The organism is Massilia sp. TWP1-3-3 (genome assembly GCF_049897805.1).
Taxonomy (GTDB): domain Bacteria; phylum Pseudomonadota; class Gammaproteobacteria; order Burkholderiales; family Burkholderiaceae_D; genus Telluria_A.
Window position 1 is genome coordinate 78,025 of record NZ_JAFCWX010000027.1, and the last position, 13,603, is coordinate 91,627.

11 protein-coding genes are annotated in these 13,603 nt (G+C 64.9%); 1 reads left to right on the forward strand and 10 read right to left on the reverse strand.

Annotated features, from left to right (window positions below):
* Positions 1-3 precede the first annotated feature (3 nt).
* From ACP7D4_RS21855 to ACP7D4_RS21895, 9 genes are all read right to left on the reverse strand, one after another.
* On the reverse strand, positions 4-3,351 hold the full coding sequence (locus tag ACP7D4_RS21855) for a DUF4157 domain-containing protein (protein WP_426211288.1): 3,348 nt from the start codon (positions 3,349-3,351) through the stop codon (positions 4-6).
* Positions 3,348-3,617 (reverse strand): hypothetical protein, encoded by a 270-nt coding sequence (locus ACP7D4_RS21860; protein WP_426211290.1) that lies wholly within the window; start codon positions 3,615-3,617, stop codon positions 3,348-3,350. Before ACP7D4_RS21860 ends, ACP7D4_RS21855 begins: the two co-directional genes overlap by 4 nt.
* Entirely contained in the window at positions 3,614-5,548 is a 1,935-nt protein-coding gene (locus tag ACP7D4_RS21865) for an ATP-binding protein (RefSeq protein ID WP_426105216.1), read from the reverse strand. Before ACP7D4_RS21865 ends, ACP7D4_RS21860 begins: the two co-directional genes overlap by 4 nt.
* Positions 5,545-6,852 (reverse strand): DUF4255 domain-containing protein, encoded by a 1,308-nt coding sequence (locus ACP7D4_RS21870; RefSeq protein WP_426211292.1) that lies wholly within the window; start codon positions 6,850-6,852, stop codon positions 5,545-5,547. Before ACP7D4_RS21870 ends, ACP7D4_RS21865 begins: the two co-directional genes overlap by 4 nt.
* Positions 6,849-7,652, reverse strand: a complete 804-nt coding sequence (locus ACP7D4_RS21875) for a hypothetical protein (protein ID WP_426211294.1) — start codon at positions 7,650-7,652, stop codon at positions 6,849-6,851. Before ACP7D4_RS21875 ends, ACP7D4_RS21870 begins: the two co-directional genes overlap by 4 nt.
* Positions 7,649-8,380 carry a hypothetical protein gene (locus ACP7D4_RS21880; RefSeq protein WP_426105220.1) on the reverse strand — a complete coding sequence of 244 codons (732 nt, stop codon included), beginning with the start codon at positions 8,378-8,380 and terminating at the stop codon, positions 7,649-7,651. The genes ACP7D4_RS21875 and ACP7D4_RS21880 overlap by 4 nt, the downstream gene beginning before the upstream one ends.
* Positions 8,380-8,901 (reverse strand): phage tail protein, encoded by a 522-nt coding sequence (locus ACP7D4_RS21885; protein WP_426105221.1) that lies wholly within the window; start codon positions 8,899-8,901, stop codon positions 8,380-8,382. The genes ACP7D4_RS21880 and ACP7D4_RS21885 overlap by 1 nt, the downstream gene beginning before the upstream one ends.
* Before the next feature lie 11 nt (positions 8,902-8,912).
* Positions 8,913-11,198: a phage tail sheath family protein gene (locus tag ACP7D4_RS21890; RefSeq protein WP_426211296.1), complete on the reverse strand. Its 2,286-nt coding sequence runs from the start codon at positions 11,196-11,198 to the stop codon at positions 8,913-8,915.
* A 519-nt stretch (positions 11,199-11,717) separates the two neighbouring features.
* Positions 11,718-12,131: a hypothetical protein gene (locus tag ACP7D4_RS21895; RefSeq protein WP_426211298.1), complete on the reverse strand. Its 414-nt coding sequence runs from the start codon at positions 12,129-12,131 to the stop codon at positions 11,718-11,720.
* 169 nt (positions 12,132-12,300) lie between these two features.
* Between ACP7D4_RS21895 and ACP7D4_RS21900 the strand changes: the two genes are divergently transcribed.
* Positions 12,301-13,311 (forward strand): DUF726 domain-containing protein, encoded by a 1,011-nt coding sequence (locus tag ACP7D4_RS21900; RefSeq protein WP_426211300.1) that lies wholly within the window; start codon positions 12,301-12,303, stop codon positions 13,309-13,311.
* Here ACP7D4_RS21900 and ACP7D4_RS21905 read toward each other — a convergent pair.
* Positions 13,308-13,481 (reverse strand): PAAR domain-containing protein, encoded by a 174-nt coding sequence (locus tag ACP7D4_RS21905; RefSeq protein WP_426211301.1) that lies wholly within the window; start codon positions 13,479-13,481, stop codon positions 13,308-13,310. The two genes, ACP7D4_RS21900 and ACP7D4_RS21905, sit on opposite strands and share 4 nt — an antisense overlap.
* Positions 13,482-13,603 lie beyond the last annotated feature (122 nt).

A 13,603-nucleotide genomic window follows, 5' to 3' on the forward strand; every position in this document is an offset into this window, starting at 1 on the left:
TCTTCATCCCTTCTTTTCGCTGCTCTTGGCGTCGCCGAACAGCTTTTCGAGCATGCGCGACGGGTTGATGTCCAGATTGGCCGGCTCCGGCTTGATGTCCGACAGCGAAGGCATCTTGAAGCCGTCCACGCTGTCGTAGTGCAAAGGCAGGCGCATGCCCAGCGCCAGGCCCGTGTCCAAACTGGTCTTGGCCAGGTTCCACACCTTCTCGGTGCGCACGCTGATGCCCAGCGCGCCCGCCTCGGCGTACACGCGCGCGTCAAGCCCTGCCCCCAGGATCACCTTGCCGCCCACGTAAGCGCTGGCGTCGATGCTGAAGCGGTCCTTGGCGTAGTTGATCTCGCTGGCCAGTTCCGCCTTGCCTTCCAGGCCGGCCGTGGCCGACACGCTCAAGCCGCCGCCGACCGAACCGAGCACCGCGTCAATGGCCAGGTCGGCGCCGATGGTGCCCGTGATGCCCCCGCCGGCCGGAATGCTGGCCGTCGCCTTGAGCTTGAACGAGAAATCCGGGTCGGCCTCGAAGGGATTGAATTTGGCCTCGGCCTTGACGTTCTTGAGCACGCCGGGGCCCGCAAAATAATAGTATTCAAGCCCGCCGTAGACCTTGACCACGAGGCCGATCGGCCCGATCGAGGCGCCCGGAATGGGAATGCTGGCCGACGCCTTGAAGATCGAATGCTTCTCGCTGGAGGCTGGAAAGCGCTTGAACAACTCGATGTCGGGAAAGCTCAATTCGCCGTCGAAGGTGATTTTTTGCTTGTCGTCGATGGTGATGCCGGCGCTTGCCACCAGCCCCTTGCGGATCTCGTAGGACAGCTTGCCCTTGCCGGTGATGCTCTGGTTCGGATGCAGCTCGACCAGCATATTTCCTTTGGCGCGGCCCTGGTCGATCTTGATGTCGCCCTTGCCGTAGACTTTTTCGGCGCCGTCCTTGTTTTCGTAGGTGGCGTCAAGCGTGCCGTCCAGGCCCTTGAAGGCGAAGCCGGCGCGCCCGCTGGCCTTGAACAATTCACCGTCATACGACAGCGCCGCCTGGATCGGCTTGAGATAGGACGAGTTGACCTTGATCGCGCCGCGCCCGGCGAACAGCCACTTGTTGTTGCGGTAGCCCAGTTCGAGGTCGGCCTCGTTTTCACCCGGCAGCATCAGCTTGACCGTGCCGCCGGCGTCGATCTTGCCCTCCTTCAGACCGACCCGCAGTTCGCCGCCCTGCACGTATTTGAGCCGCTCGCGCAGTTTGGTGGCGCTGATGACGGCGCCACCGCTCCAGACGCCGCCCTGCCAGGTGATCTCGCCACTGGCGTCGTCCACACCCGGCAGGAACACGTTGAGCTTACCTTTCAAAACAAGCCCGGCCTCGTCGGCCGACACCTCCAGTTTGCTGCTGGCCAGTTTGCGCGCGGTGCCAAATTCAAAGCCGATGCTGCCCACCGCCTTCAGTTTGGGCGCCAGTTCCAGTCCGAGCGAGCCCTCGGTGATTTTCACGCCGGGAAAAGGCGGCTTGAGCTTGTCCTTGTCGAGCGGCGCCTTGATGCGGAAGTAATCAGGCGAAAACGCCACTTCCAGGCGCGGCAAAAAAGGTACTTTTTGCGGCGTGATGTAGCCCTCGCCGGACAGGCCGCTCGCGTCCGCGTGCAGCTTGGTGAAGCGGCCTGGGCTCAGGTAATCGTAGGTAAAGGCGATGCCGGCATCCTTTTGCGCCTGGGCCGAAAGCGTCAAGTCCCCGTCCTTGGCCACGTTCAGGCGCACCGGCGTGCCCTTGCCCGGCAGCGTGATCGGCAGGCGCGTCTTGCTGCGCGCGTCGATGTGGGCGTCGATATGGTGCTTGGCCGGGCCGCCCTCTTGGTTCAATTCATGCAGCAGCAGGCCGGGCAGGATTTCGGCGGCCGCCGTGTTGCCGGCCACGTCAGACTCGAAGATTTTGTTGCGCTTTTTTTTGCCATCGACCAGCAGAGCGACGCTCCTGCCGCCTGCCGCAATGGCATACTCGTCGAGCTTGACGCTGCCCTTATCGCCCGGCTTGGCTTTCCCGTTTTGCTGCTTGAATTTAGCGGCTGTTTTGCAGCACGGGCCGCAGTTTCCCGGCTTGGCCTTGACCCCTTGAAAGACCATGCGGATTTCCGCAGGCAGCGCCTTCTGGTCCTTGTCGAGCGTGCCGGCAATGGCTTGCGCCAGACCGCGCACCTGCTGCCAGATCAAGCTGCCGCTGGCGCCGTTGTCGGGCCGGTCCAGCACCTGGATGTTTTGTTCGGTGTTGTCGCCGCCCACCTGCAGCTCGATGATGTGGTCCATCTCGCAGCTGACCCCGGCCACCTTGGGAAACTCCGCATTCGCCCCTTCGGCCTTGCCCGCGTTTTGCCAGGCCTCGTTCAGGCCCGCGTCGCCTACCTTCCAGCCTAGCTGGTTGAGCCAGCGCTTGCGCAGCTCGTCCGAGCTGACGCGCTCCTGCCAATGGCCGGCCTGCACCGCCGCCAGCTTGTCCATCGTGACGGTGGCGCGCAGGGCGCCCGCCTTGGCCTTGCTTTCCCATTCCTTGCCGACCGCGCCCTTCGATTCGTTCAGTTCGATCTGGTCGACCAGGAACGAAGCGTGCTCCTTGTCCTTGCCATTCTCTTTGACCGTGTGCGACTTTTCGGGCGTCACTTTGTGCTGGGTCGCCATCTGCACGTCGATCTTGTTTTTTTCGCTGTAGTAGCTGCTCTCGACGGTGAGCGTGGGGTCGGGCGACTTTTCCTTGCGCGCCAGCCGCGCCGGGACGTGACTTAGCGCGCCCGGCGAGAGCGCCTGGCCGCGCATGACCGCGTCGGCCGCGTGGTCGGCCTCGCGCTCGAGGCGCTGGTACTGCGCTCCCTGATCCTCCAGATTGCTCACGCCGGCGCGCTGCAAACCCTGCTGCTGCAGCGTGTGCGCCAGTTCGTGCGCGATCAGGTGGCGCCCAGACTCGCTGTGCGGCTGGTACTGTCCCTGGTCGAACACGAGGTGCTGGCCGACCGTGTAGGCGTGCGCATCGACCGCGCGCGCCGAGCCGGCCGCCGTACTGTCGTCGTGCACGCGCACCGCGCCAAAATCGGCGCCAAAGCCCTTTTCCATGAAGCTGCGGGTGTCCGGCTCGAGCGGACGGCCCGGCTGCGCCAGCGTGGCGCCCACCGACGCCGGCATGGCGCGCGCGCTGCCCGTGCTTGCGCGCCGCTGCAGCATCGATGCCTGCTCGGCGCAAGCGCCGCGCTGGCCGCCGGCGCCCGCGCCCGCCCCGCACGCGCATTTGCGTTGCAGCAGGATCGGCTGGCGCGCCGGCGATGGGGCGCGTTTGGCGGGGAGCGGCGCCACGGCGGCGGGCGCGCGTTCGCTCATGGCCGCAGCGACCTGACGATGGCGCGCGCGAGACGGCGCCCGGTTTGCTCGGGCCGCTCGGCGACGGCGCTGGCAAAATGCGGCAGCGCCAGCTTCTGCTGGCGAAAGCCTGCCGGTGGCGGCCCGCCGTGGGCCAGCAGTCTGCCCAATTCGCGCTGGAACGCGCCGCCCAGGCGCTCGCCGTCGCGCTTCGAATAGCCGACCAGGCGCAGCTCGCCGATCGACACATGCACGGGCGCGGCGGGCCGCTTGGGGGTGCCGTTCATGTCCAGTCTTCCACTTCGCTGATAGGCAAGGGCTTCTCTAATTTGGCGAATTCTGCCTCGGCGGCGTGGCGCAAGTGGCGCATCGACACCCGGTCGCCGGCGTCGGCGGCCAGGAAGGCCGCGTTCAAGGCCAGGTTGCGGATATGGCCGCCGGACAGCGACAGGCGCGCCAGTTTGCCAATGTCGAGCGCCGTGGTCGGCGTGGCCGGCGGGAACACGCGGCCCCAGATCGCGCTGCGCGCTGCGGCATCGGGAAAAGGGAAATTGACGACGAATCGTATGCGGCGCTGGAACGCGCTGTCGATCGCCTGCTTCAGATTGGTGGTCAGGATGGCCAGACCGCGGTAGGTTTCCAGGCGCTGCAGCAGATAACTGACTTCCAGGTTGGCGTAGCGGTCATGGCTGTCCTTGACTTCGCTGCGCTTGCCAAACAGCGCGTCGGCTTCGTCGAACAACAGGATCGCGCCGCTGGCTTCGGCCGCCTCGAACACTTTGGACAGGTTTTTTTCCGTCTCGCCGATGTACTTGCTGACCAGCGCGGCCAGGTCGACCCGGAACAGGTCGAGCCGCAGCTCGTTGGCCAGCACTTCGGCGGCCAGCGTCTTGCCGGTGCCGCTGCCGCCGGAGAACAGCGCACTGATGCCCAGGCCGCGCGCGCCGCGCTCGCCGAAACCCCATTCGCGGTAGACCCGCGATCGCTGCCGCACCTGCGCGACGATGGTGCGCAGCGCGCTAAGTGCGGCATCAGGCAGGATCAGCTGGTCCCAGCCGGCGCCGCTGTCGACCCGGCTGGCCAGCGCGCTCAGGCCGTGGCGCGCCTCGACCCGGCAGGCATTCCAGACCAGTTGTTGCAGCTGGTGCGGATCGGGCGCTTCGGCCTGCCCGCCCAGTTGCTCCTCCAGCCGCCCGGCCAGCGCGCCGATGACGGCCGCGCTCAAGTGGAATTGCTCGGCGATGGGTCCGAGCTGCCCGTTCAGGCGCAGCGCGTGCGTGCCCAGCGCCGCTTGCCAGCTGGCCAGGCGGCTGGGCGCCGAAGCGGCCGGCAGCACGATCTGGCGCTGCACGCGGCGCAGGGGCAGCGCATGGCTGCCGGTGCACACGGCCAGGCATTGCAGGCGATCGATGAAGTCGGCCACCAGCTCCTGCTCGCCGGCGCCCACGTGCACGGTTTCGATCCAGAGCAGGCCACCGCGCAGCAGGGCTTCGCGCTCCCACAGGCGGGCCAGCACCTCGCGTTCGGCCGGGGTTCCCGGCAGGGCCAGCGCGCAAAACCGGTAGGCGCGCAGCCCCAGCGCTGCGGCCAAGGCGCGCACGAAGCGCTCGCCATCGCCCTCCTGCATGCGCAATACGGGCGTGGCGGCCAAATCCGGCGCGTTTTGCCACACCCGGCCGATGGCGGCCAACTGCGCGCTCGACGCTGCGCCGTCGCCCTGGGCGCCCGGATCAGCGGCAAGTTCGCGAAACCACGGCGCGATGCGCGGATCGGGATACGTGCGCCCTGCCAGTTGGTGCAGGATGGCTTCATCGACCACCAGGGGCGCTTCGAACAGGCTGCCCGGCCCGCTCAATTCGAGCAACTGCCAGCGCCGCAAGGCGCCCACCGGGGTCGTCGCGCCCCAGTCGGGATTTGGCAACAGTCGCAGCGCCAGGCCAAAACTGAGCCAGGGCATGCCGGGATCCCCGTGCGCGGCAGCGAGCAACTGCTTGAAGCGCGCATCGAGCGCGGGCGCGGCGGCCAGCAGCAGCAGGTCCTGCTCGAAACGCGACAGCCGCAATCGCGCGCACAAGTGCGCGAGCGCGGGCGGCGGCGCCAAGTAAGTCAGATGTGGGGGGCCGCCCGGCGTCAGGCCGAGCGCGAGAAAATGGGCCAGCTGGTCGAGCGCCAGATCAAGCGCGCGCCGGTTGGCGGCCAGCGCCCGGCGCGCGCTCACGGCGCCACCATCGGTGTGAAAAAACGCCCGTCCGCGTTCGCCTGCAGCGCGCTCACGCCCGCATCAACCTGCACCCGCGCTAGGTAGTTACCTTGCACCACATGCTGGTACGCGATCAGGATCACGTCGGTGTCGGTGGCTGGGGCGGTGATGCCATTGCCGTCGGGCGCCTGAAAGGTATACGCCAGCGCGGCGGCGGCGGGGTCGAGCGCGTTGAGCAGCAGGCGCACGCGTTGTCTTGCGCCCACCCTGGGCGTGAGCGTGACCTTGATCTTGCCCGACTTGTAGGTGACGGCGCCGACCACGCTGGCGACCGCCCCGGGTTCGACGCTGAAGCTGGCCGCCGGGTTCAGCACGAAGCTGGCCAGGTTCGATTCCACCCCCATGTGTTCGACCGGCGGTTGCCCCATCAATTGCATTTGCTGGACCTGCATGGTGTTGACGCCCGAGCGCAGGCCGCTCGCCATGGCCGGCAGCAGCGTCAATTCAAGCACCGCGTCCTCGCGCCGGCTCAAGGCGCCCGTCACATCGAGTCCGCTCGCGCTTACGCGCATGGCAGGACCCTTGAAACGGGCTCCGCTCACGCGCAGCACGGTGTCGGGCAGGATGGCGCCGTTCGGCTGGCCAGCCGCTTCGACCCGGTCGATGCGCGGCTCGTTAAACGGCGCCACATAGATATTTGCCGAGCGCACCGGCAGCGCGGTGCTGGCCCTGCGCGCGCTGTCGATGAGCACCACGCTGACCTGGTAGGCGGCGCTCGGGCGCAGCGGCAGCTGGATCGCGGACCAGATGCGCGCCAGATCGTCGAGCCCGAAGTTGAGCGGTGTGATGCGCAGCTGTTCGAGCTGGTCGGCAAGGCCGGCCAGTTCGAGTTGAACGGGCAGGTTCGGCTTGGCCGGGCCGCTCTTGAGCGCCGCGCGGATGGCCGCGCGTCCAAAGACCGCGCTTTCGTGCAGGATCTGCATGGCGGCGCCCAACAGCACTTCGGCATGAAAGTCGGACACGCCGTAAGCGGTCACCAAAAAATGCAGGTCCAGCGCCAGCGCCGGGTTGGTGCGCCGCTCGCCGCGGCTGTCGCGGCTGGGCAGGTCCATGTTGGCCCAGCCCGGATTGCGCGTCTGCTGGTAGAGGAACAGATTGAGCTGGCTGGCGGCGCCTTCGAGATCGATGCGGTCGGCCGGCATGCAGCTCACGTGCGGCGTGGTGATGCCCAGGACGTCGCCGATCTTCAGGCTGGACAGGCCGTTTTGCAGCATCTGCTGTAACACGGCGGCGGTGGCGGCCAGGCCGAGCGCGCTGCTCATGGCAGGCGCCCGCGCGCCGGGCCGCTGCGTTCATGCAGATAGTCGTCGAGCGACTTGCCGGCGGGCGCGCTCGCTGCAGGCTGACGCGCGCTCGAAACCGGGGCGGCTGCGGCGTGCACTTCGATGCTTCCGATGTGAATTTCCACCGCCGGTGGAGCCGGGTCAACGCCGGCGCCCGCCTGCGCGCGCGCGGTGTCGGACGTCGGCGCGTTGCCCTGCTGCGCGGGAGTTGCGGCGACAGGTGGGGCGGCGGGCAGGCGTTCCACCGGCTGGTTCAGCACATGCCGGGTGTGCGTGAGTATGGTTGCGCTCGTGGACGGTTGCATCGTCCGCTGTTCGTGTTGTTCGCGGTGTTCGTCCAGCGCAGGTTTAACCAAAACCGCTGTGGCCTTGGCCGGTGCTGCGGACAACACAGGCTCGACAGACTCAAGGACGGCTTGCAGCGCTGACGCGGATCGAACAAGCGGCATCGCCAGCGACGTTTTAGGGACCACGCTGGCCGGCGACGGTGCGGCGCCAGGGTCCGCGCTCGCATCAACCGACAGCGGCGCCGGACCTGGCGCCCGGCGGGGCGGTGCGAGCGGTGGCCTGGTTGTTGCATCGATGCTGACCGGGCCGCCCGGTGCTCGCTCACTGGCTATCGGTGGCGCCACCGTGGCAGGCATCTCGTCACGCGCAGGATCAACATGCGGGGCCCCATGCGGGCCCTGGACGCCGCCTTCGAAGCGCGACGGTGCACGCGCGCGCAGCGCCGGCGCAGACACGGCGCGCCGGGCCAGCAGCATCAAAAAGTCGCTCATGCGCACACCCGCGCCAGATACTGCGCCCGGCGCGCCGGTGTGAGCGCAAAGATGGCGTCCTCGCTCCAATGGTAGGCGGTAGCCAGTGCGTGCACCTGGTCGAGCATGCGAGCGGCCCAGTGGCCCAGCGCCTCGGTCAGGAAGTGGGCGATCTCGAACGGCGCGTCCCAGCCATGGGCGCAGCTCGGGCACGTGAGCGCAAGTTCGGTTAACGCCTGGGGATCGGCATCGGCCATGGCGCGCGCGACGGCGTCAACCACCTCGGGCGGCAAGGCGTGCGCGGCCAGTGCGCCCCCATCGACTGCGGCCGCGCTCACGCAGCGTTCGAGCAGCAGGTTGCGCGCCGCTATGGGATCGGCGCAAGCCGCCGCGGCAGCCATGTCGCAACTGTCGGGCAGGCGAAATGTTATATAGTGGCCCCCGGCGTCCAGCGCCATGACGCGCGCCGGATGCGCGGCGAACGGCAGGCGCAGGCCGGCTGGCTCGACTTCAAGTTCGAGCATGGCGGCGCAGGCCGGACAGGCCGCCACGACCTCGATGCGCGGCCCGAACAAGGCTTGGTACAGGTCGAGCAAATGGGCGTCGCGCTGCCCGACGCTGAGCGCTTGCGCAGCCTCCTGCCCGCCTTCCATCAAGGGCGCAAGCAAGGCGCAAGGCCGCAGCGCCGGGGCCAGCGCGGCGCTGTCTTCCCAGGCCGCCAGCCACTGGGCGCAAGTGAGGGCCGCCATCAGGGCTCGCTAAAGCTCGGTTCGGACGGCTCGGCGACTTCGTAATCGCGCTCCCAGCCCTCGTTTTCCAGCTTGAGACGGGCGATCGCGACCGCGTTTGCATTGGCGTCCAGGTCGGGCAGGGACTGGAATTCCGAGACCCAGCAGCGAAACACCTTGTAGGCGAGCACCAGCTGACCGGCCTCGTTATACAGTTCGAGGATGAGATCCTTGCGGAAATCCTTGAGCGAGGATTCGGCCCCGAGGCCGGCGCCGAAATTCCAGACCTTGTTGGCCCATTTTTCAAATTCCTGGTCGTGCGTGACGCCCCGTTCGAGCGTGATGGCCTCGAATTCGGTGCGCCCCGGCGTCTTGCGGCTGGTGCTGGGGTCGCCCCCTTCGCGGTGCTTGAGCACTTCGGTGGTGCGCTTGAGCGCGGACACCTTGCTCACGCCGGCCACATATTTTCCATCCCATTTGATGCGGAATTTAAAGTTCTTGTAAGGGTCGAAACGCTGAGCGTTAGCAGTAAATGACGCCACGGTGTGCCTCCTTAAGTTTGGATCTGGCCGGCCAACTGCTGGATCCGGATGACCACGAATTCGGCCGGCTTGAGCGGCGCGAAGGCCACCAGTATGTTCACGATGCCGTGGTTAATGTCGTCCTGGGTCGTGGTCTCGCGGTCGCACTTGACCAAATACGCTTCGCGCGGCGTCTTGCCCTGGAACGCGCCCTGGCGAAACAAGCCGTTCATGAAGGCGCCCAGGTTCAGGCGGATCTGGGCCCACAGCGGCTCGTCGTTCGGTTCAAACACGATCCATTGAGTGCCGCGGTACAGGCTCTCCTCCAAAAACAGCGCGAGGCGGCGCACCGGCACGTATTTGTATTCCGACGTCATCTGGTCGGCTCCGCGCAAGGTGCGGGCGCCCCAGCACACGGCGCCGTGGACGGGAAAGACGCGCAGGCTGTTCATGCCGAGCGGATTGAGGGTGCCATTCTGGCTGTCGGTCATCTGGTAGGCCAGCGCCTGCACGCCCACCAGGCTGGCTTCGGTGCCGGCCGGCGCCTTCCACACGCCGCGGTCGGCGTCGGTGCGCGCGAACAGGCCGGCCACGGTGCCGGACGGCGCGCTCAGGCGCGGTTTGCCATTGCGCAGCGGGTCGGCGATGTACACCCACGGGTAATACACGCCCGCATGGTCGGACTTGGGCAGGTCGGTGCCGGTGATCAGCTGGACGGCCTCGTCCGGCGACTTGATGCCCTTGGGCGCGTCGATGATGAAAAATGCGCGCCGTTCCCGGCAATAGGCATTGGCGTCGGCCAGCACGCCCGGATCGTCGATACCGGGCAGGACCAGCAGATTGAACAGGTCGACCTGCTCGAGCGCGTAAATGCCCTTGCGCTCGGCGCGGCTGCCGATGAAGGCCGTGTACACGTCGGCGCTGCCGAACTGCACTTCGGTCCCGGACTGCAGGCTCACGTTGACGGGCGATGTAGTCACGGTGCCCGAGGTCAGGTGCAGTTCGGCGGCCACGCTGTTGGCGGCGGCCGGCATGACGCTGATCGTACTGCCGCTGCCGCGGGTGCCGGTGGCAAGTACGACGCGGGTGTTGCCACCGGCGGTTGACACGGTGGCCGTGAAGTAGCGGTAGGCCGGCATGCCCGGCTTGAGCGCGCGCACCGCAGTTTGGAGCCGGCGGGCGACATCGGCCAGTTTGTCGGCCAGGGTGGCGCCGACGGCCAGCGCGGGACCGATGTCGACGAGGTCGGAAAAACCGTCAAGGCTGATGCGCAAGGCGCTGTGCGTAGCGTCGGGCAAGGCATCGAGGTCGGCGGCGGCAAAGGCGCCGCTGCTCAGGGTGGCCGGCGCCGGCACGGGCGCGGGGCGGATCGCGGCCACGCCATCGATCTCGGCGCCGCCGCTTTCGGCGCCCAGCCGCAGCACGCCACTGGCGTTGTTGCGTTCCCCAGGGAGGATGCGCACGCTCGAAAATTCGCCACCCGCGCCGGAGGTGAGCGCGATCGACGCGCCGGCCGGGGCGGCCGTGAAGGCGGCGTAGGCGGGGCGGCCGTTGGCCAGCGCTTGCACCTTGGCCTGGATCGCCGCGCACAGGCTGGCCAGGCGCAGTGACGCGCTGGCGCCTGCCACGTCGCCGGGTGCGATGACGATTTTCAGCGGCGCCAGGCCGTTCGCGCTGATCTGGAATTCATTGTGATTAAGGTCGATCAGCGTGCCCACATCGGGCAGCGCGGCGCTGGTCGACGTCGCCGCAGTGAGCGCATTCAAGGCGGGGGCGCTGACCAGGCGCTCGAGCGTGATCAGCTGCGACACGCCATTCACGGCCTCGATGGCGTAGCGGGAACTCATCGAATTCATCGACAGCTCAGCGTAACGCTCAACCAGGCCGTCGGAGGTGCGCAGCAGCGTCAGGTTGAAGGTGCTGCCGGGATTGCTCGTGAAATAGTCGACCTGCACTTCGATGCCGTTGCCGTCACTGCCTTGGTCGATCGCGCTGGCTTTGAGGACGTTGAGCGGGGCGGCGCTTTGCAGCGTGATTTCGGCCCTGCTGGCGCTCTTGACGACCCGCACGACCCAGGCGTCGGTGCCACCGTTCTGAAAAAACTGGCGCACGCTGTAGCCCAGCTCGAATTCCTCGACCAGCGCGCCGAAGCGGCGTTCGTAATCGGAATAGCTAAACAGATGCACGGGAGAATTGACCGGACCGCGTTCGGCGGCGCCCGCGAAGGCCGCGACCGAGGTGGCGACACCGGTGATGCTGCGCACCCCGCTGGAAACCTCTTCCAGATAAACGCCGGGGTAAGTAAGAGCACTTGGCATTAGACATCCTTTCGCAGGTAGCGGTCCAGGCTTGACCCAGGCCTCCACGGGGAGTTGTCTGCGTGGCGCCGAGGTCCTATTGTGGGACGTTGCAAAATGGCACGTTTGCGAAATATCAAACCAAGAAGATATTGAAAAGACATAAGCGGCTGCGTTGCCGCGACGTGCCGCCCGAATGAGCGTGCTGGAGAAAGGGAGAAAAGTCTCTAATTCTTCCTACTTCTATTAGGAAAAAACGCTTAAGAATTAATGGCTTAGATGCAAGTTCGAAGGCATCGGATTGGATGGTTTTTGAGGCGTCGGCGGTGGCAGCCGTACTTCGAAAATGACGCTGAATTATTTCACGCGTAAAAAATGATGGCCTCAGCGTCCCGCTACTGTTCCTGGTGCTACACCTGCGGGCCGCACCACCTCTTGAAGACCAGCTATGCGTCGAGCACGACGGCAGCATCCCGAATATGAGTTGCGCGCTTCTCGATACGGAAGATCCGCACCCAACTGCACGAAAAACAGCCTTCTTCAGCCATCAGATGCGCCTAAAACCTTGCGCCGTGCCTTTGCAGTTTTGTCCAGCGCAATAGTGTAGGTGGCCGTCTCGTGCAGAGCATCTTCAATCTCAAGCATGCCAACGTAGCCCTTCACCAGGGTGTCCTCCCATTTCTGACCATCCCGGTTACAGGGCGCCACTGCCAGGTCTTTGAGCGCGCCCAGCTCACCATGGCCCGGCGACCTACTCGCACAGAGATAGGGATCGTAACGGCTGTTGGCGAATGCCGGCTTCTTTCCGTGCTTGTCAAAGCGCGAGTGCTGCTGGGTGAAGAACAGCACCGCGTTACGGTATGGTGCGAGCGACGGTGGGACCGTATAGTTAAGCTCTCGAACGATAGCGGCGGTTTTTTCACCACAGGTCGCCTGTTTTGGTAGCGAGATCATTTTTGGCGTTGGCTGCCCTTTCGCCGGTCCCCCGACGAGGCCTCGCCAGCGGCGACAGGTACGTTAGAATGACGCAAGATTATTTCACGCGTTGAAAATGATGACCTTAGCGTCCCGTTACTGTTCGTGGTGCTACACCCCCGGGCCGCATCATCTCTTCAAGACTACCTTGGCGCGCAGCCTGTACCAGTGTGATCACTGCAAGAATCGAACGCTGGTCTGCATTGTTCCGAAATGCATGCATATGGCAAAAGCGGGCGAAAGGTGGGACGACAATCTGTGCGCCGAGCACGACGGTAGCGTCCCGAACATGAGTTTATGGACGAGACCGCTCAGCGACATTGTCGAATTCAATGACGTCATCCATGCAGACGCCACCAATTTCCTGGCGATTCCTCATTCAACAATATTCGGGAAGCTCGGTCGCCTGCTGCCGTTGCCCATCAGTGATTTTAGGGCGCTTGAACACTTTGCGATCCGCAAGATCAGCGACGGCGCGCAACACGGCATCACCTTTGTTAACGGTTTTCTCTCGGAAGCTGAAACGGATACATGCGACTGGACCGGTTCGACTAAACAATACTTTGAAAAAGCCACTTGTTACCATCTGGACTGGGAGGCCACACGACATCTCAAAAACGCCTTGCCCGAAGCGCTTGCGTCTGCGTTTGTAAGTATCGCGAACAGTCACATCCTCTTCGCGGGAGCCAATATCGCCGCTTCATGGCATTTGAGTATGAAAAATGCTGAAGTCGCGGGCCGCCTGCTGGCCAGCGCGATCTTGCGAACTCCGGACTGGAGCTTTACGCTAGCGGGTCATTCGCTCGGGGCCAGGGTCATCCACTTTGCATTGGTTGAATTGGCTAAACACGGTAGCAAACGCATCGAAAACGCCTACCTGCTGGGTGCGGCAGTTGGCGGCGGCGGGAAAGATGATGACTGTTGGAGACAAGCAGCAAACGCGGTGCGGGGGAAAATTTTCAATTGCTTTTCAAGTGAAGACAGTACCCTTGCCATGCTTTACCGAGGGGCCAACGTCATGGTAAGCCGGCCAGCGGGGTACAGCGGGATTCACTTGGAACACGCACAAGTAATCAATGTTGACTGCAGTGACTTCGTGAAGGCCCACACGTTGTGGAAGTCGAAATTTGGGGAAATAATTAGAAGGCTAGAACACTAGGCAGCGACTTGTTCTCGAGCGCGGCTAGACGGAAAAAACCCTGCCATATCGCCTTCGAGTGCGACGGCAATTCCGAGCACCTTGAAGTCACTACAGGCAGACACAACCTCGCCACCGTGCGAAGTCTTGTCGCCTAAACGGACCACGCCGCCTGCTTTCGCATCTTTCATCTCTCTAGCCTGAATTTTGCATAAAAAAGGGCAAGAATGCCGTAAGTGATTGATAGAATGGGAGTTATCTAGAAACCTAAGCCATCAGCACGAACACACCTTGCCCGATATGAATTCTACTC

What these genes read in the sequence shown, in the direction of transcription:
- ACP7D4_RS21855 (WP_426211288.1), bottom strand. Translation starts at nt 3,351, where the DNA reads ATGAGCGAACGCGCGCCCGCCGCCGTGGCGCCGCTCCCCGCCAAACGC.
- ACP7D4_RS21860 (WP_426211290.1), bottom strand. Translation starts at nt 3,617, where the DNA reads ATGAACGGCACCCCCAAGCGGCCCGCCGCGCCCGTGCATGTGTCGATC.
- ACP7D4_RS21870 (WP_426211292.1), bottom strand. Translation starts at nt 6,852, where the DNA reads ATGAGCAGCGCGCTCGGCCTGGCCGCCACCGCCGCCGTGTTACAGCAG.
- ACP7D4_RS21875 (WP_426211294.1), bottom strand. Translation starts at nt 7,652, where the DNA reads ATGAGCGACTTTTTGATGCTGCTGGCCCGGCGCGCCGTGTCTGCGCCG.
- ACP7D4_RS21880 (WP_426105220.1), bottom strand. Translation starts at nt 8,380, where the DNA reads ATGGCGGCCCTCACTTGCGCCCAGTGGCTGGCGGCCTGGGAAGACAGC.
- ACP7D4_RS21890 (WP_426211296.1), bottom strand. Translation starts at nt 11,198, where the DNA reads ATGCCAAGTGCTCTTACTTACCCCGGCGTTTATCTGGAAGAGGTTTCC.
- ACP7D4_RS21895 (WP_426211298.1), bottom strand. Translation starts at nt 12,131, where the DNA reads ATGATCTCGCTACCAAAACAGGCGACCTGTGGTGAAAAAACCGCCGCT.
- ACP7D4_RS21905 (WP_426211301.1), bottom strand. Translation starts at nt 13,481, where the DNA reads ATGAAAGATGCGAAAGCAGGCGGCGTGGTCCGTTTAGGCGACAAGACT.